18 protein-coding genes are annotated in these 21606 nt (G+C 60.1%); 15 read left to right on the forward strand and 3 right to left on the reverse strand.

Annotated elements, in window-relative coordinates; all coding sequences use genetic code 11:
• Positions 1-757 precede the first annotated feature (757 nt).
• The 4 genes from M0D67_RS33620 (at position 758) to M0D67_RS33635 (ending at position 7479) form a co-directional block, all read left to right on the forward strand.
• Complete coding sequence (locus M0D67_RS33620; protein WP_266241227.1) at positions 758-3490, forward strand: type VI secretion system Vgr family protein; 2733 nt, start codon at positions 758-760, stop codon at positions 3488-3490.
• 39 nt (positions 3491-3529) lie between these two features.
• Entirely contained in the window at positions 3530-5500 is a 1971-nt protein-coding gene (locus M0D67_RS33625) for a phospholipase D-like domain-containing protein (RefSeq protein WP_266241228.1), read from the forward strand.
• A gap of 67 nt (positions 5501-5567) precedes the next feature.
• On the forward strand, positions 5568-7166 hold the full coding sequence (locus tag M0D67_RS33630) for a tetratricopeptide repeat protein (protein WP_266241229.1): 1599 nt from the start codon (positions 5568-5570) through the stop codon (positions 7164-7166).
• 49 nt (positions 7167-7215) lie between these two features.
• Positions 7216-7479, forward strand: a complete 264-nt coding sequence (locus tag M0D67_RS33635) for a PAAR domain-containing protein (RefSeq protein WP_154562036.1) — start codon at positions 7216-7218, stop codon at positions 7477-7479.
• 235 nt (positions 7480-7714) lie between these two features.
• Here the strand turns inward: M0D67_RS33635 and M0D67_RS33640 are convergent, their stop codons facing one another.
• Positions 7715-8062 (reverse strand): hypothetical protein, encoded by a 348-nt coding sequence (locus M0D67_RS33640; protein WP_154562034.1) that lies wholly within the window; start codon positions 8060-8062, stop codon positions 7715-7717.
• Between the two features lie 448 nt (positions 8063-8510).
• Positions 8511-9029, reverse strand: coding sequence for a hypothetical protein (locus tag M0D67_RS33645; protein ID WP_171925000.1), 519 nt, complete (start codon positions 9027-9029; stop codon positions 8511-8513).
• 758 nt (positions 9030-9787) lie between these two features.
• Between M0D67_RS33645 and M0D67_RS33650 the strand changes: the two genes are divergently transcribed.
• The 11 genes from M0D67_RS33650 to M0D67_RS33700 all read left to right on the forward strand — a co-directional run bounded on the left by M0D67_RS33650 (position 9788) and on the right by M0D67_RS33700 (position 19851).
• Positions 9788-10546: a hypothetical protein gene (locus M0D67_RS33650; protein WP_154558920.1), complete on the forward strand. Its 759-nt coding sequence runs from the start codon at positions 9788-9790 to the stop codon at positions 10544-10546.
• 42 nt (positions 10547-10588) lie between these two features.
• Positions 10589-11758, forward strand: coding sequence for a transporter substrate-binding domain-containing protein (locus M0D67_RS33655; RefSeq protein ID WP_154558921.1), 1170 nt, complete (start codon positions 10589-10591; stop codon positions 11756-11758).
• 243 nt (positions 11759-12001) lie between these two features.
• On the forward strand, positions 12002-13306 hold the full coding sequence (locus tag M0D67_RS33660; protein ID WP_266241230.1) for an NAD(P)/FAD-dependent oxidoreductase: 1305 nt from the start codon (positions 12002-12004) through the stop codon (positions 13304-13306).
• Positions 13303-14154 (forward strand): DUF1365 domain-containing protein, encoded by an 852-nt coding sequence (locus tag M0D67_RS33665; RefSeq protein WP_266241232.1) that lies wholly within the window; start codon positions 13303-13305, stop codon positions 14152-14154. The genes M0D67_RS33660 and M0D67_RS33665 overlap by 4 nt, the downstream gene beginning before the upstream one ends.
• A gap of 12 nt (positions 14155-14166) precedes the next feature.
• Positions 14167-15378, forward strand: a complete 1212-nt coding sequence (locus M0D67_RS33670; protein WP_154558924.1) for a cyclopropane-fatty-acyl-phospholipid synthase family protein — start codon at positions 14167-14169, stop codon at positions 15376-15378.
• A 111-nt stretch (positions 15379-15489) separates the two neighbouring features.
• Positions 15490-16275, forward strand: a complete 786-nt coding sequence (gene map, locus M0D67_RS33675) for a type I methionyl aminopeptidase (RefSeq protein WP_154558925.1) — start codon at positions 15490-15492, stop codon at positions 16273-16275.
• A gap of 185 nt (positions 16276-16460) precedes the next feature.
• Positions 16461-16994, forward strand: a complete 534-nt coding sequence (locus tag M0D67_RS33680) for a GNAT family N-acetyltransferase (RefSeq protein WP_266241234.1) — start codon at positions 16461-16463, stop codon at positions 16992-16994.
• Positions 16995-17202: 208 nt separating this feature from the next.
• Positions 17203-18036 (forward strand): septum site-determining protein MinC, encoded by an 834-nt coding sequence (gene minC, locus M0D67_RS33685; protein WP_154558927.1) that lies wholly within the window; start codon positions 17203-17205, stop codon positions 18034-18036.
• A 104-nt stretch (positions 18037-18140) separates the two neighbouring features.
• Complete coding sequence (gene minD / locus M0D67_RS33690; protein ID WP_054035077.1) at positions 18141-18956, forward strand: septum site-determining protein MinD; 816 nt, start codon at positions 18141-18143, stop codon at positions 18954-18956.
• 14 nt (positions 18957-18970) lie between these two features.
• A complete protein-coding gene (gene minE / locus M0D67_RS33695) occupies positions 18971-19234 on the forward strand; it encodes a cell division topological specificity factor MinE (RefSeq protein WP_028196771.1) in 264 nt (87 codons plus the stop codon).
• A gap of 305 nt (positions 19235-19539) precedes the next feature.
• A complete protein-coding gene (locus tag M0D67_RS33700) occupies positions 19540-19851 on the forward strand; it encodes a YXWGXW repeat-containing protein (protein ID WP_154558928.1) in 312 nt (103 codons plus the stop codon).
• 233 nt (positions 19852-20084) lie between these two features.
• On the opposite strand, the gene M0D67_RS33705 is transcribed toward M0D67_RS33700, so the two are convergent.
• Positions 20085-21500 (reverse strand): chloride channel protein, encoded by a 1416-nt coding sequence (locus M0D67_RS33705; protein WP_154558929.1) that lies wholly within the window; start codon positions 21498-21500, stop codon positions 20085-20087.
• Positions 21501-21606: the final 106 nt, after the last annotated feature.

Genomic DNA, 21606 nt, shown 5'->3' on the forward strand with positions numbered 1-21606 from the left:
GTCCTCGGCTACGTTCGCGATGACCGCCGAGCTTCATTAATCAGCGTTTCCCTAGTCGAACCTGAACAATCCGGAAGCTCTTGTGTGGTGAGGCTTTACGGTCGAAATGGTGTATGGGAATTGCAGGGACCTGACATATTGATACATGAAGCTACGGCCTCTTTATGCCTTCGTTGTTGCTGCCTTGCTCAACCTCAGCAATGCCGCTGATGTGATGGCGTGACGCCGGTTGCACACAAGGCGAATTGTTCAGGGACGACTATTGAATTGCCTCTTGCGCATCGACTGTCCTACTAACTGATTCATTGCTAGTCGAATATTCGAAACATCGCTAGATCGTGAGCAGCTAAGAGAAAGAGCAAAGCGTATTGCGATTCGCTCAGCAGTTGCGGCCATTGCGTTATATGTTCCTTGGCCGTCCGGGACCGCGCCCCGCTGTCGTCGTGAGTCGCGCGCACCGTGACCGAGATTTATCTACCCAGCATAAAATCTGTTAATTCATGTCATGAAGTTGACTTGGAATTGCAGCACGGCTGATATGATCAGACTAGGCCCTCCCTTTTTGTGCCCGGTCAGCTCGCCGGAAATGGCCCATCTATATTTCATCAAACTCGTGGCGTGGCCCGGGAGCGTGCCAGTGGCATGGTGAATTTCGTATCGAGAATGGACATTGCCGGTAAATCGATCGACTACCGGGTCGCTAAAAGTCTTCTCTCGCTCACGACAATACGCACGTAAAAAGTAACTTGGGGTGGAAATGGATGCGCAGGATATTGTGAGAGCCATTCAGAGCGGGCTGATCCAGCAGGACCGTTTGTTGAAACTGGATACGCCGCTCGGGAGCAGTGTGCTGTTACCACAACGGGCGGTGGGCTGGTCGCGAATCGGGCGGCATTTCGAATTCACGCTCGACGTTCAGTCAACAAACGGCAATATCAAGCTTAAAAAACTGATCGGCCAACCGGTAACCCTTTGGCTTCAGCAGGCGGATAAATCCTATCGTCCCTTTCACGGCTATGTATTCGGCGTGCGGCGACTAGGATCAGACGGCGGATTAACCAGCTATTCGATCCGTTTTGCCTCGTGGATGAATTTCCTCAAATTCCGCCGCGACCAGCGTATCTGGCAGGATAAGTCCGCCGACGTCATCCTGACCGATGTGTTCAATGCCCACCCCCAAGCGAAAGGCCAGTTTCAGTTCAAACTCTCGACACCGTTACCGCCGAGGTCTTATTGCACGCAATATGAAGACGACTGGAATTTTGCTCATCGGCTGATCGAAGAGGAGGGACTGTTCGGCTTCTGGACACAGGGCGAGGATGGCAAGTCGCATACGCTGACGATTACGGACCGGCTCGACACGTTTGAACCGCTCGCCCCGCAGACGGTGCAGTTTTCCCGCTACGGTACGAGCAGCGAACTGGACGCGCTGGTTCACTGGTCGAGCGAACGCACCCTGCACAGCGCGGTGCTGACAACCCGGACAGCCGATTACAAAAGCCCGTCGTCGCTCGCCAATCCGAAAGGCACCAGCATCCCCACGGTGTCGCACGAATTGCCGGACGAGCTGGAAGTCTACGAATACACGGGACCCTATAGTTACCAGAAGCAGGAACGCGGCGAGCACCTGTCGAAGATTCGCATGGAGCAATGGGAGTCGGAGGCGAAGCGGTTTTACGGTGTCGGCGGTGTGCGCGGCATCGACGCCGGGCGCTGGTTCGAACTCACCGGGCATCCAGAGCACGACCCCGACGCTGCCGACAGGCGGCAGTTCGCGATCATCGAAACGGTATGGCTGATTGAGAACAACATTCCGGCATCGAGTCATCATGCGAACTTCCCGCACAGCCTGCAAAACCGGTTAGCCCAGGCGCGTGAAAGCGCTCAGGACAGCCCGGCTTCCAGCGGGCCGCACGCGGATGGCTCAGGCGGTTTTTTCCGCGTCGAGATAGAGGTCCAGCGCAAGTCCGTCCCCTATCGTAGCCCGTTCGAACATCAGAAACCCGCCATGCAGTTGCAGACGGTGACCGTGGTGGGACCGGGCGGGCAGGAGGTCTATACGGACGAACTGGGCCGCGTGAAAGTGCAGTTTCACTGGGACCGCGTCGGCCAGCGCGATGACAGGAGTTCGTGCTGGGTGCGTGTCGCGCAGCCGTGGGCAAGCGGCGGCTTTGGCGGTATCCAGCTACCGAGAATTGGCGACGAGGCGGTCGTATCGTTTCTCGACGGCGATCCAGACCGGCCGCTCATCACGGCGCGCGTGGGCAACGGCGCGAACCGGCCGCAGTGGAACCTGCCCGACCAGCACATGCTGTCGGGGTTCGTCAGCAAGGAAATCGGCGGCAGCCAGAACAACGTCTGGTTGAAGGACGACACCACTGGGCAGGTGCAAACGCAGATACGTAGCGATCACCTCGAGTCGGGCCTGCACGCGGGCTATATCACGCGGGTAAGTGAGCCGTCCGGTCGCGGCGAGAAGCGCGGTGAAGGCGTGGAGCTGCGCACCGATGGGAATGCAGCCGTGCGTGGCGCGCGCGGGCTGCTGCTGACAACCCATCCGCGCTCGGGCGCAACCGGAGACGCGTTCAGCGTCGATGAGGTGAACCTCCAGTTGGCGAGCGCCCAGGATACGGCGGCGAGCCTCGCGCAGTCGGCTCAGACAGCGGGGGCACAGGATGGCGAACAGAAGGCAGTCGCCAGTACCCTGAAAGCTCAAGCAAAAGCTATCCAGGGCGGCGGTGCGCTAAAGCAGTTCGAGCAGCCGCATCTCGTGATGGCAAGTCCCGCAGGTGTCGCCACCAGCACGCCGGAGCAGATTCATCTGAGCAGCGGCAAGACCACCTCGGTCACAACCGGCGAGCACGTATCGATCAGCACAGGCGGCGGCTTTTTTGCCAGCGCACGCAAAGCGTTTCGCCTGTTCGTCACCGAGGCAGGCATGCGACTGATTGCGGCGGCAGGCGACATCGATGTGAAGGCGCTAAAGGACAGTATCAACCTGCTGGCGAAGCTGAACGTGACGGTGACCGCGACCAAGATCACGATCAGCGCGCAGCAGGAGGTCGAGATCAACGGGGGTGGCAGCTATACCCGCTGGACAGCCGGACAGATCAAAAGCGGTACGTCAGGCGGCTTCGAGGTGCACTCGGCAAGCCGGACTTTCACCGGACCGGACAGCGTGAGCACACCATCCATTCCTGCGCTGCCGCCGGAGAAGGAGCAACTGCATTTCGCGCTCGGAGCGTTGCCGGGCGAAGCGCATCAGTTCGCCAGTGAACCCTATGACCTCTACAAGGGCGGGGCAAAGATTGGCGAAGGCGTAACAGACGAATTCGGACGTGTCGTAGTGAAGGATCATGAGCTCGGCACGCCGGCGTATCAGGTCCAGCTTGCCAACGGCAGTCACTACGATCTGAACGTCAAGGATGCCCTTCAAGGCGATCCTGACCATGCCGACCAGCGGACCAATCGCGGCGAACGGCTGGCCTGATGCAATACATCCAGACACACTGATGACAAGGACCTGAACGTGGCCGACACCCTACAGTCCCAGAATCCGGCAACCGTCGCGATTGACGAACAGACCCGTACCGCGCAGGGGTCGGTGCAATGGTTACTGGAAAAACGCCAGGATATCGCGCCGATTACCTATGAGAACACGCTCGATTTCATGATCTGTGGCGAAGATGGATTCAGGTCGATCGCGAACGACCTGAAAAATGCTAAATCGACCGTGGAGATCATCTGCTGGGGGTTCGACCCAGGTATGGAACTCGTGCGCGGCGGCGACACGTGGCCGCGCGGGCAAACCTATGGGGCGTTGCTTGAAGAGATCACGACCCGCAAGGAGAACCCGGTTACGGTCAGGTTGATGGTCTGGTACGCCGAAACTGCCTCGGCCAAACAGAACAACGTACCCGGCTACTCCGACAATGGCCACAATCCATTCACCAATCCGGCGGCCTGGATAGTCGGCACTTCGTCGTCTCCCTACGACAGCAAGAAGCGCCAGGAATACTGTATTCAGTGGTGGAAAGACAATCTGCCGAAAGGCAATGTCAGCGGGAAAAATCCGCGTCTTCAGGTTGCATTCCGCTCCATCGAAACCGCCGATGCCCAGCACGCACTGGCCGACGAGGAGGACAAGCCGGTTTACGTGGCGGGGAATCCGGCTGATGAAACCGGTCTGATGGAAAATTATCCGACGCATCATCAGAAACCAATCCTTATCGATTACGCCTACGAAGAAGGGCGTTACGCAGTGGGTTACGTCATGGGACTGAACTCAGTGACCGACTACTGGGACACCACCGCCCACAAGATCGACGACCCGATACGGGAGGCGTTAGCCAAGGGCAAGCTCAAGGACGAGCAGGCGCACGAGGAGGCGACGCAAGGGCAACCCGCGACGAAAGGCTACGTGCACGGCAGACCGTACCAGGACTACGCGTGCCGCGTGGTCGGTCCCGCGCTCAAGCGGTTGCATCATAACTTCGTGAGCGACTGGAACATCTTCGCGCCAGACCATAAGGTCAACGAGCTGACGGACATACCGGCCAACATCCCGAAGGCGCCCAAAAATCCGGCACACGGCGTACAGATCGTTCGTACCCATCCGCGCGAGAAAGACAAGACGATCAAGGAACTGTACTATCAGGCGAGCAGTTTCGCCCGCAACTACATCTACATCGAGAACCAGTATTTTTTTTACCCCGCCTTCGCGCGTCAACTGAAGAAGACGCGGCAAACATTCTGCGAGGCCTGGGCGGCAAAGTCGGGCAAGCCCGTTTCGCAGATGCCGATGCTGCATCTGTTCATCGTTATCCCTCATCCAGAGGACGACGGGATGATTCCGCGCACGTATGACACGCTCACCGAGCTTGGCGCGAGCGACGGAATGTCCGCGCAGCGGAAGTACGTTGATGACGGCAATATCAGCCAGAACTATGCGGACGCAAAAACTATTACTGATACCGTCCAGACGCCGGACGGCCCCATCAGCACTGAACGCAAGGTGCTAGACCGCCCAAGCGCGCAGCAGCTTGCAGCCACAACTGGAATGAAAGTGAGTGTTGCCCGGTTGCGCACGAGCGGCCCGCACGGCGATGGCATGGCGTACCGCGAAATCTATATCCACTCCAAACTGATGATCATCGACGACGTGTTCCTTACGGTGGGTAGTGCAAACCTGAACCAGCGCAGCATGTCGTCAGACAGCGAAATCAATATCGGTGTGACCGGACTGGAATATGCTGGTTCGTTGCGCCAGGAGGTCTTCAGTCTGCATTCGGGCGGCGACATTCCCGGTAGTGGTAGCCCTACCGATTTGCCGGACGTTTTCAAGGCGTGGAATAAACGCATGGCACAAAATCGCGACATCCAGTTGGCGGGAAAGCAAAAGATGACAGGGTTTCTCCTGCCCTTCGAAGATCAACGTGCCACGAACACAATGCACGCCTCGGTGACGATGCCGTCTTCAGGAAATGCGGAATATGCCTAACATGTATCGATTCCGTATTGGGCTCATCGCCCTCGTTCTGCGATTTCTGGTCGCTAGCCTCGGTGTAATGGCCGCTGGCGCGCAGGCCAGCCCCTTTACTGCCCTCACCAGCAAGCTGAGCATCTCCATGTCCGACCTGCCGCGCTACGAAAAACTGCCGCTGTTCAATCCGCACCGCAAAGCCTTCACCTGCGTGTACCAGGACCAGCACCTCCCCCCTCTCGATCCGCAGGCCGAACTGTGGTTCCAGCAGGCATTGGCTCTCGATGATCCGAATGTCTATGTCACGAAACGTGACTACCCGAAGATTTATCAGTTGTACATGCAAGCGGCTGAACGCAATCACTGGAAGGCCATGCTCAATCTCGCCTCGCTGATTCTGAGCGACAATCCGGGCGTTCCGGAACACGATCCGGAAGCGGCGATTCGCTGGGTAGAGAAAGCGATGAAACTGGGGGTTCCTGACGCGTACGACATGATGGGCAGTTATCACCAGAACGGGATAGTCAAAGGCGGAAGTGCTACAAGCGCTTATGCTTTCTTCCAGCGCGCCGCCGATATGGGCAGCCCCTCCGCGCAGACCTTCCTGGGCTATAAGATGGCGGGTACCTATGACGACCCAGGTGAAGGGTTTTGGGGCAACTTACCCATTGCGACTCAGATGTTGGAGTGTGCGTTTGCGCAAGGCTATGGGGATGCCGCCGAAAAGCTGAGCCTGATCTACGCACGTCCCAATACCCCGGAAGCGAAGTTACGGGCACTCAAGATTCTGCACGAAGGCGTCAAACTTGGAAGTGCAAAATCCGCAAACAGTATTGCTCCCGAATTCAACGGCCTGGGTCTTAACGATGGCACCAATCTCGTCGGCCACATTGACAAGGCCCGTGCCCAGCGTTACAGCAAGCTTGGCGACGCGCTGGAGTTTTATGGTGGCCGTCTGAAGCTTCCCAATCTCGACAAGGTACTGCCCCTGCCTCCGGCCCCTTTGCCCAAATGGGACGGCGACGTGCAGACATTGATCGACGGCGCAAAGGCCGTGACACCACCGCCCAAACCGCAACAGGGCGCAGCACTGCAAGGGCGCGAATTCATTCCGCACGGATACGCTGTGTCGTCGGTGGAACAAAGCACGATGGCGGTTGCGGGCAACCAGATCGTGCCGCGCGACGGCTACTGGCTCGCGCTATACGGTCCAGCATCTGCTCCCAAGACCCAACTGATTCCCGCCCGCCGGAACACACCGGAGCGCTACCAGGCGGGTGAGCGTTTCGAGGCATCGTCTTCCGGCTGGCTCACCGCCGAACAGGTGCAATGGCATTACCTCGGTGAGGCCTATGTCCTACCCCCACAGCGGGACGATTTCCTGAAGCACATGATTGACGCAGGGTTCCTGCGCGAGATTCCGCAACCGGCTTCGCAAGTCAGGTGCAGTGGACAGCAGCGCTGTCCCCAAACCGGCATATGGGAAGGCCATGTTGCCAGCGATCATCCGATGGCCGTGCTGTACAACCGGTGGGATCAGCAGGCGTTCGTCGAGAAAGATCACGCATTTCCGCATCCCGGTGAGCGTTTCATCGACGCGGCGATCGCCGATGTGCAATGGACGTATCTTGGCAGTCCGAACGCGGAAACTGGCATGGCCGGTGTACGCGAGATCGATTTGTGATTAAGTCGGATCGGCAGGCCGTAGCACCGGCCAAAGTTGGAGGAAGTTGATGGTTCGTCAGGTCATTGTGGTTGGCGATACGCTGGCCCCTCACGGAGGCACCGTTACGACCGGTTCGAATGCCGACATCGTGGACGGCAAACCGGTTGCCCGCAAGGGCGATACGGTCGAGTGCAAGGAGCACGGTACCCAGACGATCGCGGAAGGTGACGGGAACAGCATGTTCGGTGGTGCTCCGGTTGCACTGCACGGGCATCGTGCGACGTGCGGCTGCACGCTGGTGAGCCGCTGTTCGACGGTGACCATGTCTTGACCTCGGGCGCAGTGGCGAGGAGTAGCACAACAACTTGTTCGATTGCGTCCAGCCTAATAGGCATTGCTTCGCGTCGCGCTTCACACTTGAGCGGTTGGACGCCGTAATCCTCGTTCGAGGAATTGACGTTCGGTGGCGCTCCTGCGAGGGCCACCGAGGCATCCTTAACGTACGTTCTTGCCGATCTGCGGTCGTCGGAATCGTGATGATGGCGGCCAAAGCCGCCATCATCTACTTAGTGCTTCGTTTCACTGGCAGGCGCGAGGCTGAGAGCGACAGCCTTGGTTTTGTCATCATGTGAGCAACAAGCCACTATGTGTCCCGTCAGCATGCCCCGATACAAGTCCACATCGATCTTTGCCCGTCGCTCCGACTGACTGGCAATGCCTTCCAAAGCCTCGACCAACTGCGCATTGTCTTCGGGTGACCATTCGCCAATCCGGATCGACTGCGCAATCGCCGCCAGCCGTCCAAACTGCTGCACATAGAAATCCCCAGCGCTAGCCGCTGCGTCGAGCAGCCCTTCGATGAACTCATCGCGCGTACGGGGTTTGGAAAAAGAAGAGGGGGTATTCGAAGTCATAAAAGCGCTCCCGATGGGTGATCAAAAAGCGCCCGCATCCGCTGTCATCGGGTGAGCGGGCACAAGACAAGGTTGACAGACCGGTACCCATCCACCGGCAGACCCCGAAAGGTCTCCTTGCCATGGCCCGCCCATAGACGTGCGAAGGCAACACACATGAAAACGCCGCTTGCGCGGCCTTGTGCGGATGGGGTGATTCGGGCTGTCAAACCCGGCCACCCTTGTCTAGGCGGCACCCAAAAGTATAAATCACCGCACCCAACTGGAGGCCAACCACCTAGGCAAATCGGTATCTTCTTCACGCTCTAAGTCCGCCACATTTGCATCCATCGTTGCGGTTCATAGATACGCAAATGTGGTCGCGTGTATCGCGACCGGACGGAGGCAGCATTTCTCTCGCCCCGACATTGGCGATCGGACGACATTGCGTTTACCCGCAAACTCCAGATCAGAAGCCATGCCAAACAGAAAGCGTCGCACCCGTATCGTGTGAATGCAGAACTGCCACACGTGCAGTTCCAGAAAAGACCCAGTCTTCGACGGTCAACGACAGTCTTCGCTGCGGTTGCGCACCGAGCGTTAGAGTCGCGTTCGGCAACTGGACTATCGAGAGTTGCGGCGCCGTCGACGGACCCAGATTGAGGTAACTCGATGCCTGCTGCGGCGCCGCCTCAGGCGTCGGTGTGGCGCTACCGGCGCCAAATCGGAAATCGCGGGTCGCCTGCGTGCTATAGAAATTATCGACTTGCGCGTAAAACGGCTTTCCCTGATCCGATTGATATTCCATTTCATAACGGTGCAGATACCGTTGCGGTTCCGGAATGGGCGGAACAACCGTCTCGGGCAGAGGCGCGATATTCGCAACGGTCATCTCTACGGGCGCGTCGATGACAACGCCACCCGCGAACGCATATCCGCTCAGAATAAAAAATATTGCGCCGACAATCCTTTCGTTCAGGCAGGTCATGGCCATGCCTCCAATGAAGGAATTGAAACGTCACGCTACTGACCGCTATGCCTGAATGGACCGCCGACCGCCCCTACAATTTCGTTTTTATCAATACATTGTAGTCAGCCCTTCGCTTCTGGCTAGCAATGTATGCAGCGCCCCCGCGCTCCGGAGATTGATGCGGACACGGTAAGGCCTGGCGCGCGAGCGGCCCAGGCCGGCACCTTGAACACATTGGATATGAAACGTTAATTTGAATCGATCGACGTTCTCGGCCTTTGTCCCTGCCGCCGCCGACATAGGGATCATTTGATCCTTGTGCTCCCTGCATCGCCCGTTTGATCGCGCTGCGTGACTTCCTTCACGACCCAACTTCGCTTCATCCCAAACGAAGCAAAAAAAAAGCGAGCACAGCACCGAATTCATGCCATTCGCATACTCGACGTGCGTTTTCCCGCTCACATGGACGAATTCAGCCTCAGCGGACACGGGAGTTGAAAGCAATTAGAAAATAATCCGATGCTTGCTTGTCGTAAATATTTCCGCCTGAATCCGACACGCGCAGCTCTTGCCCACTAGAGATCGATTCGAGTTCATGACCCGCCGAATTACGGTGAAAAAGAAGTGGCACTTCCCGAGTCGCCTGAGTGCCTGTAAAGTCATACAGCGTTTTCGCGTCGAGCCCAAAAACACAGACGCCAAACGCACCGCCACCACGATGTCCCGAACAGTTTGCAAGACCAGTTTTGTAAAACAGGCTTCAAAAGGGGATTCACATGTCAGTCGGCAATTCGGTCGTTGACACGACCAAAAGCAGCACGAAATACAAAGTCATCAAGTGGTCGATTATCGGGCTGTGCATCGCAATCGGCGCGCCGCTCGCCATCCTGCTGGTCAAAGGCCTGGTCGGCCTGATCCTCGCGGCGGTGATCGGGCTTGCGGCGATCAACTTCGGTCCCGTTCTCGCCATGAAGTTCGCGAACCAGAAGGTCAAGATGTTCGTGAACGAAGCAAAGTCGAACCCGATCGAGACGCTCTACAACGAACTGGCCGAAAAGCAGGAAGGGGCCGAGCGGTTCAAGAAGAGCATCACCGATTTCCGCACCGAAGTGAAAAACTTCGAAGATAAAACCGCGCAGTTCAAAAAACAGTATCCCGAAGACGCGGCCCGTTTCGAGACCCAACTCGCGACGATGAGAAAACTGCTCGCGTTTCGCGAAGGGCGCTATAAGCAGGTTCAGGACGAACTCAAGCGATTCTCCGACGCGATTGATCGGGCCAAAGCGCTGTGGGACATGTCGCAATCCGCGCAACGCATGAACAAGATCGCCGGCATGCAAACCAGCGACACTTTCGCGCAAATCAAAACGGACGCCGCGCTCGACTCCGTGATGAACTCGGTCAACAAAGCATTTTCCGAAATGGAAACGTCGCTGATGGAAAGCGCGGAAGTGCAGCAAGCCAAGGCCGCTACCGAGCTGGGCGCTATCAGTCCGCCCGCCCAGCAACTCGGCTCGCCCGCAGCGCCCAAATAATCAGGCGCGCACCGCTCGACTACTCAACTCGATCAAAAAACAATGAAGAAAATTCTGGGTTCGGTTCTTTTCCTGATCTTGCTGGCTGCCGGTTGGTATATCCACGAAGGCGGCCTGAAAAATCCGCTTAACAGCGGCCAGAGCGCCGACAAAGACACCGTCGCGGTGAACGGCGGGGTGAACGGAGTCGACACCGGCAACCCCAGCAGCGCCGACGTCAAAACGCCAGCCCCGAGCAATCCGGACGGTTTCGTGCCCAACAAGGACACGCTGAAGTCGATCCTGAGCAACGGTGTCGTGCGCGTCAGCGTCGAAAATCCATCGCGGCCGTTTTACTCGGAAGACAACGGCAAGCCGCAAGGCTTCAACGTCGACTTCGCCAATCTGCTGTTCGCACAGAAAGAGTTCACCTCGGGCGACCATCCGACCATCGCTGTCGACACGCATCACGGCGTGGACACGTATCCGGCGGTCCCCGATCAGCTGACGAAAACCGACAAGCAGGGCAACGCGGTCGTCGACGTCGCCATGGACGGCCTGACGTTCCCCGACAACACCCCGAGCGGCGTCGTCTATTCGATTCCCTATGTGGAGGACTTCGGCTATTCGTTGATCGTCGCCAAGGGTTCGTCGGTCCGCTCCGCCGCCGATCTGGCGGGCAAAACGGTCGGCGTTCTGCAGGGCGATCCGGACGTGAAAGCGTACGTCCAGAAAGCGTTCCCGAATAGCAAAATCGTCGAGTTGTCGGATGCGAGCATCGAAGGTCAGCGGTCGTGGATGTCGCACTTCCTGGACGAGCATCAGGTCGACGCCATCGTCTACGACTATCCGTTCGGCGTATCGGAGATCAAGGGCACTGACCTGACGTTCGCGGTCACGAAGCTGGACGGCTCCAACCTCGCGTACAAAATCGGCGTACGCAAGGAAGACAGCGCGCTGCTGATCTACCTGAACTCCGCGATCGCGAAGGTCAAGCAGTCGCCGGCCTATCTGGACCTGTTGCGTAAATACTTCATCAGCGACCAGGTGCTCACCACCGCTGCGACCGGCGGCGAGAAGACCTACGTGGTCCGCTCGGGCGACACGCTGAACGCCATTGCCGCGAGCCAGTTGGGAAGCGGTGCGCGATTTGTTGAAGTGCAGAAGCGCAATAACCTGCCGAACCCCAACCTCATCCTTATCGGTCAGCACTTGATCATTCCGGTGCGCTGACGCGGTAGATTTTTCTGCCGGGCCCTCGCGGCCCGGCATGAACAACTCTCCCCGATTGCCAATGTGAGCACGCCGCACGCCGGCTAGCTCTGTCTCGCCGGGTCGCGTGCCCGTGTCTGCCGCCCAAAATCCGCCAGATTTGCATCCGTTTCAACCCCCGCTACGTAAATCCCCTCAAGGACGCGCAACCCCCGTCATACCCAACTAACCGACCGCGCGCCCCTGAGACCAGGAGACGCGCCCATGAGCCAGCCCGCACCGACCTCACCACTACCGTGCGGCTCGCGGGTCGCGGTCATCGGCGCCGGTATCTCGGGTTTGGCCAGCGCCTACCTGCTGGCGCGCAATCATCAGGTCACGCTATTTGAATCGGCAGGCTACGCGGGCGGCCACACCAACACCGTGGACGTCACGCTCGAGGGTCACACGCATCCCGTCGACACGGGCTTCCTGGTTTTCAACGACCGCACCTATCCGAACCTGATCGCGCTGTTCGCCGAGCTGGGCGTCGAGTCGCACCCGAGTGAGATGACTTTCTCGGTCTCGCTCGACGAAGGCCGTCTCGAATGGGCCGGCACCAGCCTGAATACGGTGTTTGCGCAACGTCGCAACCTGTTCTCGCCAACCTTCATCGGCATGCTGCGCGACATCATGCGTTTCAACAGCAGTGCGCAAAGCAATCTCGAGCTCGCGATGCAAACACGCACATCGATGGGCGAACTGCTAGCGGCCGGTGGCTACGGCGGCGCGTTCCAGCGCCACTACCTGCTGCCGATGGCCGCGGCGATCTGGTCGAGCGCGACCGCCGACATCCTCGCTTTCCCGGCCACCACGTTCCTGCGTTTTTGTCTGAACCACGCGCTGCTTCAGGTGAATCGCCGGCCGCAGTGGAAAACGGTGGTCGGAGGAGGGCGCGAGTATGTGCGGCGTATCGTCGGCACGCTCGACGACGTCCGTATCGGTACCGCGGTTAAAGGCGTGCGACGCGATGCAGACGGCGTCGATGTCTTCACGGACAAGGGCACGGAGCGTTTCGACGCGCTGGTGCTCGCCACCCACGCGCCGACCTCGCTGCGTCTGCTGGACAACGACGTCGATCAGGACGAGCGCAGCGTGCTAACCGCCGTGCGCTATCAGCCGAACGTCGCGGTGCTGCATACGGATACGAATCTGCTGCCGCGTCGTCAGCGTGTGTGGTCGGCGTGGAATTATCTGGGGTGCCGCGCGGTCGACGGCACGCATCCGGTGTGTGTCAGTTATCTGGTCAATCAACTGCAGCCGCTGCCGTTCAGGACGCCCCTCGTCGTCACGCTCAATCCGGTTATGCAGCCGGCACCGGGCACCGAACTGCGCCGCTTCGTCTACGACCATCCGTTGTTCGATCTGGCCGCCATCGATGCGCAACACCGTCTGCCGTCGCTGCAAGGCAAGCGCCGCACCTGGTTCGCGGGCGCGTGGACGGGCTATGGTTTTCACGAGGACGGTCTGAAATCGGCACTGCGCGTGGCCGCCGATTTCGACGCGTCGCCGGCGTGGGCCAGGCTATGAATCCCGCTCGCGTCGAAGCCAACGTTGATCCGGCTGCCTGGCTTTTGACGGGCCAGGTGATGCACGAGCGTCTGCGGCCGAAGCACCATCGCTTTACGTACTCGGTGTTTTGCGTGCGCTGCGATCTGGATCGTCTTGCGTCGCTCGATAGCGGATGGTTCGGCGTCGATCGCTGGGGCCTGCTCAGCCTGTACCAGCGCGATCACGGTCCGCGCGACGGCAGCGATCTCGCCACATGGATGCGCGCGCAACTATCAGCGGTGGGTATTGAAGCAGCGGACGGCAAGATCTGGCTGCAAGCGTTCCCACGTGTGTTCGGCTATGCGTTCAATCCAGTCAGTTTCTGGTTTTGCCACGATCGTGACGGTCATCTGCGAGCGTTGCTGGCTGAGGTGCGCAACACCTTTGGCGATCGTCACAGCTATCTGCTGAGCGCTGCGGGCAACGTGCCGATCACGGCTGAAACGGAACTCAAATGCCGAAAAGTGCTACACGTGTCGCCGTTTTGCCGCGTCGAGGGGACCTACGAATTTCGCGTCAGGGAGACACCAAACAGCGCGTCAGTCTCTATCGACTACGAGGACGTTGACGGTTTGCTGATCCGCACGGCGCTGGGTGGCCGATTGAAACCCTTAACGCGCTCGACAGCGCTCGCCGCGCTGATCCGTCAGCCGTTGCTGACCGTCGGCGTCGTCGCACGAATTCATTGGCAGGCGTTGCGTCTCGCCATCAAGAAAGCGCCGTTCTACGGCAAACATCCCGCGCCGAGCCGCACCGCTGACGCATCCACCGACCACGCCACAGCCGGCCGACCGTCCGCCGCTGCGCGCCCCATTTCGTCCGATTGAGGAGATTCAGCCATGGCGCTTTCAAGAACCCTGAGCGAGCACCGAACCATCCCCGCGTCGGGCCGTCTGTTTCTCTCTCTGCTCGAACGGATTCAGGTTGGGCATCTGGTGTTGATCACGCCCGACGGCCAGCAGCGCGTGTTCGGCGATCCGCACGCGGCGCCGGGCGCGCACCTGGAACTGTGCGACTGGCGTGCGTGCGGCGCGATTCTGCGCAAAGGCGATATCGGTTTCGCCGACGCATGGCGCGCGTTCTGGGTCGACACGCCTGATCTGGCCGCCTTGCTGCGCGTGGCGATTCGCAACGAGCGCGCGCTGCAACGCACGGTCTACGGCGGCTGGCTCGCGCAACTCTGGTACGGGCTGCGTCATAAGTTGAGGCCAAATACGCGTGCGGGCAGCCAGCGCAATATTCACGCGCACTACGATATCGGCAACGCGTTCTACGCGCAGTGGCTGGATTCGACGTTCACCTATTCGAGCGCGGTGTTCGACGGCAATTTCTATCAATCGCTCGAAGCCGCACAGCACGGGAAGTATCAACGCATCATCGATACGCTCGGTTTGCGCGAAGGCATGCGCATTCTGGAAATCGGCTGCGGGTGGGGCGGTTTTGCGATGCACGCGGCGCGCCAGGGTATCCACGTGCACGGCATAACGATCTCGCCGGCGCAGCTTGAATTCGCCAAGCAACGTGTGAGTGAAGCAGGCCTGAGCGACCGGGTGAATCTTGAACTACGCGACTACCGTACGCTGACGGGCCAATACGACAGCATCGTATCGATCGAAATGTTCGAAGCCGTCGGCGAAAAATTCTGGCCGACGTACTTCGGCATCTTGCGCGAGCGTCTCCTGCCTGGCGCACGCGCGCTCGTACAAACCATCACGATCGACGACTCGCACTTCGCCGCCTATCGCGCAACCAGTGATTTCATCCGCGAATTCATTTTCCCGGGCGGCATGTTGCCGAGTCCGCAGCGTTTCATCGAAGCAGCGCGGCGTGGCAAGCTCACGGCGCGCACGTCGTTGGCATTCGGGCGCGATTATGCGGAGACCCTGCGCCGCTGGCGCAGCGCGTTCGAAGCGCAACTCGATACGATCCACACGCAAGGCTTCGATGAGATTTTCGTGCGGACGTGGCGGTTGTATCTGGCGTACTGCGAAGCCGGCTTCGACGAAGGACGCACGGACGTGATGCAATTCGTGCTCACCTCAGCGGACTGATATGCGTGTGCTCGCGGCGAATTCGGCGAGCGGACCCGACTCGCGGAGGCCCTCCGGCGATCCTCTGTACAATTGGCCGATCGTCAACATCGTTTCACCCCCACCGAATTCATGGCCATTACCTACAAGACTCCTGACGACATCGCCAAGCTGCGCATTTCCGGCCGCCTCGCGGCCGACGTGCTGGCGATGATCGGCGAGCACGTCAAGGCCGGTGTCTCCACCGACGAGCTCGACGCACTGTGCAACGACTACATTGTCAATACGCAAAAGTCGATTCCGGCAAATGTTGGCTATCTGGGTTTTCCGAAGACGGTTTGCACGTCCGTCAACCAGGTGGTGTGCCACGGCATTCCCAACCGCAGCGAAATCCTGAAAGACGGCGACATCATCAATATCGACGTCGCGATCATCAAGGACGGCTATTTCGGCGACACCAGCCGCATGTATTGCGTCGGCCAGCCGAGCACGGTGGCGCGCCAACTGATCGACACGACCTATGAAGCGATGCTGGCCGGCATCCGCGAGGTCAAGCCAGGCGCCACGCTCGGCGACGTCGGCTACGCGATCCAGAAGATCGCGCAGCGCGACGGCTTCTCGATCGTGCGCGACTATTGTGGGCATGGCATCGGCCGTGTTTATCACGAAGACCCGCAAGTGCTGCACTACGGTCAGCCGGGGCAAGGCGTGCGTCTGAAGCCGGGTATGGTCTTCACGATCGAACCGATGATCAACGCGGGCCGCGCCGGCACCGCGGTGCAGCGTGACGGCTGGACCGTGGTCACCAAAGACCGTTCGCTGTCGGCCCAATGGGAGCATATGATCGCCGTGACCGAAGAGGGCTACGAGCTGTTGACGCCGTGGCCGGACGGCACCGGCAATTACGAAGCGCCTTGAACGCAGTGGCCGGCGCGCCTGACGAACCGGCTATCAGGACGGTGGGCGTGCGAATTGCTGCGCAGTGGGCGCGCAGCGCCTGTACCAGGAACCGCCGCTGCAGTCCGATCCGGCAAATAAGGATTTGACTCGCGCGCCGGTTCGGTTAAAGCTATGCCTTAGGGTTTCAAGGGGTTTTCGTCTGCATGAGTCCGTCATTGACCGTTCGCCGTATCGCCGCTGATCAGGGCGCTGTTTTCCGCGAACTCCGTACTGCGTCGCTGCGGGAGGCGCCCTATGCCTTCGGCGAGACGCTAGAGGACGCGTTGTCGGCGGATGCCGCCACCTTCGACGCCACCGCTGCCGAACACGCTGTTTCGTTCATCTTCACCAGTTTCATCCTCTATACCGAGGGCCATCCGGCAGGACTAGTCGAAGCCTATTTCGACGACACCGCGGCGCGGCGCGCGTTCGTCTGCGAGTTGTGGGTGGCGCCGGCCGTGCGTCATCTGCGAGGCGGCGAGTTGCTGGTCGACACCGCCAGCGCCTGGCTCGCGGGCGAAGGCGCCATGGAAATCTACGCGTGGGTCGCCGACGCCAACCGCAATGCGATGCGCTTTTACGAGGCGCTCGGCTTCGGTCCCACCGGCGAGCATCGGCGCGTCGTGCGTGCGCCCGAGCAGGCCGAAAGCCTGCTGGTGCGGCACGTGCCGGCCACGTCGCAGGTATTTCAGCAGTGATCCCGCGAGCGGCGCGTCAGCCTGCCGCTCACATCCCATCCGCGTCGCTACAGCGTTCATGGCCGAATGACCGGCCAGGACGCGGCCTGAATGGCCGAGGCGTGGCCACGTCATGGGTATTCAGGCCGCCGTGGTGCGTTCTGTCGGCAAAAAAACTCGCTCCCCGCCTGGACGCCTGTAAAATACGCAAAATTTTTTGCCGAACGCTATGTCGCCCAAGAAATCGCCCTTTTTCGAACTCCGCAGCGGCTCTGTCGACACGCTCCTGTTTGTGGTCAAGACAACCGACCTCGACGCAATGCGTGCCGAACTGACCCGGCGCTTCGAGGCGACCCCCGAATTTTTCGCTAACGACGTCGTCGCGATCGACGTGCGCCGGCTCGCCGAGAACGAACGCGTGCCGCTCGCCGACATCGCGCAACTGCTCGACAGCGTGCGCATGCGCCCGGTCGGCGTGGTGGCCAATGCGCAGCAGACGTGGGCGGCGGAATCCGCGCTGCCGTTGCTCGAAGCGCGCGACCGTCGCGGCGCATCTGCTAAATCCGCTGACGAGGAAGCCGCCAATGCTGCCGCTACGGCGCCGGCTACCACCGCAGCGACGGCCACGCCGCCGGCCGATCTGTTTTCGGCAGTAGAGGGCACACCGGCCACGGCTGCCGCGGTCGAACCTGCGCCGGCCGCCGAGCCCGTGCGTCTCGCCACCTCGTCGCAGACCATGGTGGTCGACAAGCCGTTGCGCTCGGGCCAGCGCATCTACGCAAAGGGCGATCTGGTCGTGCTCGGTCTGGTGAGCTACGGCGCGGAAGTGATCGCGGAAGGCAACATCCATATTTACGCGCCGCTGCGCGGCCGGGCGTTGGCCGGCGTGCAGGGCAATCACGACGCGCGCATTTTCTGTACGTGTCTCGAGCCGGAACTCATCTCGATCGCGGGCATCTATCGGACGACCGAGAACCCGCTGCCGGCCGACGTGCTCGGCAAGCCGGTGCAGATCTGGCTCGAAGAAGAAAAGCTGATGATCGAACCGTTGCGGCTCACCTGATCGACGTGAAGCGCGCGCTGCCGTGAACGTACACGGCGCGCGGCGTTCCACGGCAAATATGGCCGCACATAATTGACGAATTTGACGAACACAGGGTAAGGGTAATGGCAAAAATCATTGTGGTGACTTCGGGCAAGGGTGGCGTGGGCAAGACGACCACGAGCGCGAGTTTTGCATCGGCCCTCGCATTGCGTGGCAGCAAAACCGCCGTGATCGACTTCGACGTCGGCCTGCGTAACCTCGACCTCATCATGGGTTGCGAGCGCCGTGTGGTGTACGACCTGATCAACGTGATCCAGGGCGAAGCCAACCTGAACCAGGCGCTGATCAAGGACAAGAAGTGCGAGAACCTCTTTATCCTCCCGGCCTCGCAGACGCGTGACAAGGACGCGCTGACGCTGGAAGGCGTCGAGAAGATCATCAACGACCTGATCGCGATGGACTTCGAGTACATCGTCTGCGATTCGCCGGCGGGTATCGAATCGGGCGCGCTGCTCGCCATGCACTTCGCCGACGAAGCGCTGATCGTGACCAATCCGGAAGTCTCCTCGGTGCGTGACTCGGACCGTATCCTCGGCATCCTGTCGTCGAAGACCAAGCGCGCAATCGAAAGCAAGGAACCGATCAAGGAACACCTGCTGATCACGCGCTACAACCCGAAGCGCGTGAGCGAAGGTGAAATGCTGTCGCTGACCGACATCCAGGAAATTCTGCGCATCGATCTGATCGGCGTGATTCCGGAATCGGAAGCGGTGCTGCATGCGTCGAACCAGGGCCTGCCGGCTGTGCACCTCGACGGTACCGACGTCGCCGAAGCCTATAAAGATGTCGTGTCGCGTTTCCTCGGCGAGCAGAAATCGCTTCGCTTTACCGATTACCAGAAGCCAGGGCTGCTGCAGCGCCTCTTCGGCACCAAGTAAGGGGAGCGCACGTCATGTCGATTCTTTCGTTTTTGCTGGGCGAGAAGAAGAAGTCCGCGTCGGTAGCGAAGGAACGCCTGCAGTTGATCATCGCGCATGAGCGCGCCGGCGGCCATGCGCCTGCCGATTACCTGCCTGCGTTGCAACGCGAACTGGTGGCCGTGATTTCAAAGTACGTGAAAATCTCCAATGACGATATTCGTGTGAGCCTGGAACGCCAGGACGATCTCGAAGTGCTCGAGGTCAAGATCGAAATACCGCAGGCGGGTTCCGCGTAACGTGCTGCGCGCTCTGTTTCGTCCCGTCGATGTGACGTGACGAGGTGGGGCGCGTAAGCGCTGCTGTTGCTGTTGTGATGCGTTCTTTGTATCCGTTGTGTCCTCCCGCCGTTTCCCTCGCAGTCGTCCCCGCTACTTCTGTGTTCATGTGCACCCGCACAGGCCTTCGCACGCCTGCATTTCGCGCGGCGAAATAATCCGTTGCACTTCAGCGTGCGCCGTTACACGCCCACAGTCAGCGCCTTCGTCCCCTCGTGCATTAAACGGATAACGCCGCATCCGGTGTCCATCCAAAGAGGGAAAACATGAACAAGACCTTTCGCTTGCTGATCGCCAACGCTGTTCTGATCGCTGCCGGTGCATCCGCTGTGGCCTCCGCTTCGGCCGAGGAAGTCGTCGTGATCGCGCCGTCCGCACCGCCGGCCGTGCGTTACGAAGCCGTGCCGGCGCCGCGTGTCGGTTATGTGTGGGATCACGGTCATTGGCGTTGGGACCACGGCCGCTATGTGTGGGACGCGGGCCACTGGCAGGCCGAACGCGTCGGCTACCACTGGGTGCCGGGCCATTGGGTCGAACACGGTCCGAACTACCGCTGGGTCGAAGGCCACTGGGCGTAAGTCCACCGGCTTCAACAGTGTGCGGCACGGCGGAATCGACACCGCTCGTGCCGCTCCCTCCAGTTTGACGACACAGGCGCCGCTCGTGCGTCCGGCGTAGCGCTTGCCTGTGTTTCAGAGGAACACGTGATGAAAAAGAATCTGCTCCTGATCGCCGTACTGGCGGTCATGCTGGCCGGTTGCGTGGTGGTGCCGGCACGGCCGGTTTATATGCGCGCGCCGGCGGTTGTAGTTTACTGACGCGGGGCGCCGTCTTCAGCAGGCGCATCGCCCGTGATCTCATCGACGACCGCCGGTTCGGGCGCGTCGACTTCGGGTACTTCCGGCACCGGCGCGGATGCCGGCTGCGGCAGCGGCGCCATATAGCGCTGTGCCAGCGACTCATACAACGGCGGCGCGAAGAAGCGCGCCACACGGCTCGCAATCAACGCGGTGGCCATCAGCGAAATCACCAGCGCATGACCATCGATCATCTCCATCACGATCACAAACGACGTAATCGGCGACTGCGTGACCGCAGCCAGATAACCGACCATCGCGAGGGCGATCAGCATCGGCAATTGCATCGAATCGAACACCATGTGCAGCAGATTGCCGAAACCCGCGCCGATCGACAGCGACGGTGCGAAGATGCCGCCCGGAATGCCCGGCAGGTACGAGCCGACCATCGAGATCATCTTCAGAAACGGATAGAACACGGACAGGTGCTCGTGTCCTTCGAGCAGGCCACGCGCTTCCGCATAGCCGCTGCCGAAGGTCGTACCGCCGGAGATGAGGCCGACCACTGCGATCACGAAACCGCACAGCGCCGCGAACGCGACCGGCCGTTCGCCGTGCAACTGACGCAGCGGCGCCGGAATCCAGCGCGCGGTGTTCAGCAGCAGCCAGCCGAACACGCCGCCCGCAATACCGGTGACGATTGCCGTGAGCAGAACGGCCACTGCCAGCAGATCGGGGAAGTGCGCGCCGATCTGGATGGTGCCGAAATAGGTGTAGTTGCCGTTCAGCCCCAGCGCGATCACGCCGGCGATGATGATCGCCGTAATCAGCACGCCGCTGGCGCGGGCCTCGAAGCTGCGCGTGAGTTCCTCGATCGCGAACACGATCCCCGCCAGCGGCGTATTGAACGCCGCGGACAAACCCGCTGCCGCGCCTGCAAGCACCAGTTGCCGTTCGATCTGCGCGTTCGAGCGTGGATACAGCCGCCGCAGATTGAACATCAGCGCCGCGCCGACCTGCACGGTCGGCCCTTCGCGGCCGATCGTGAAGCCACCGAGAATCGCCAGAAACGACACGGCGATCTTGCCGAACAGAATCCGGAACGACAGCAGTCGCGCGCCGTATTCGCCGGGCTTGGCATGCAGGGTGGCGATGACTTGTGGAATGCCGCTGCCTTCGGCGCCGCGGAAGAACGTGCGCGTGAGCCAGACGGCGAGCGCCGCGACCGCGGGCGTGACGATCAACGGCGCCCACACGTGCCGCTGCTGCATGGTGCGGAATTCGCCGTAGCCCCAATCGATCAGCCTGGCATACAGCACCGCCACCAGGCCGACCGCGATCGCGCCGAGCCAGAAGATGCCGTATTGACGCCACAAGCGTCTGGCGCGACGCACGATGCCGGAAGAGAGGGGAGGAAGTGCCCGGGACATGGGGATGTGCTGGCGCAAAGGCTGAATTATAAAGCGTGCTCTATCGTTTCAACTGTATGAAAGTATTTTGAAATATAGTAAAAAGGCTATTCGTAAGGCGCGCAGT

The sequence above is a fragment of the Paraburkholderia sp. SECH4 genome, assembly GCF_030511745.1.
GTDB classification, from domain to species: Bacteria; Pseudomonadota; Gammaproteobacteria; order Burkholderiales; family Burkholderiaceae; genus Paraburkholderia; species Paraburkholderia madseniana.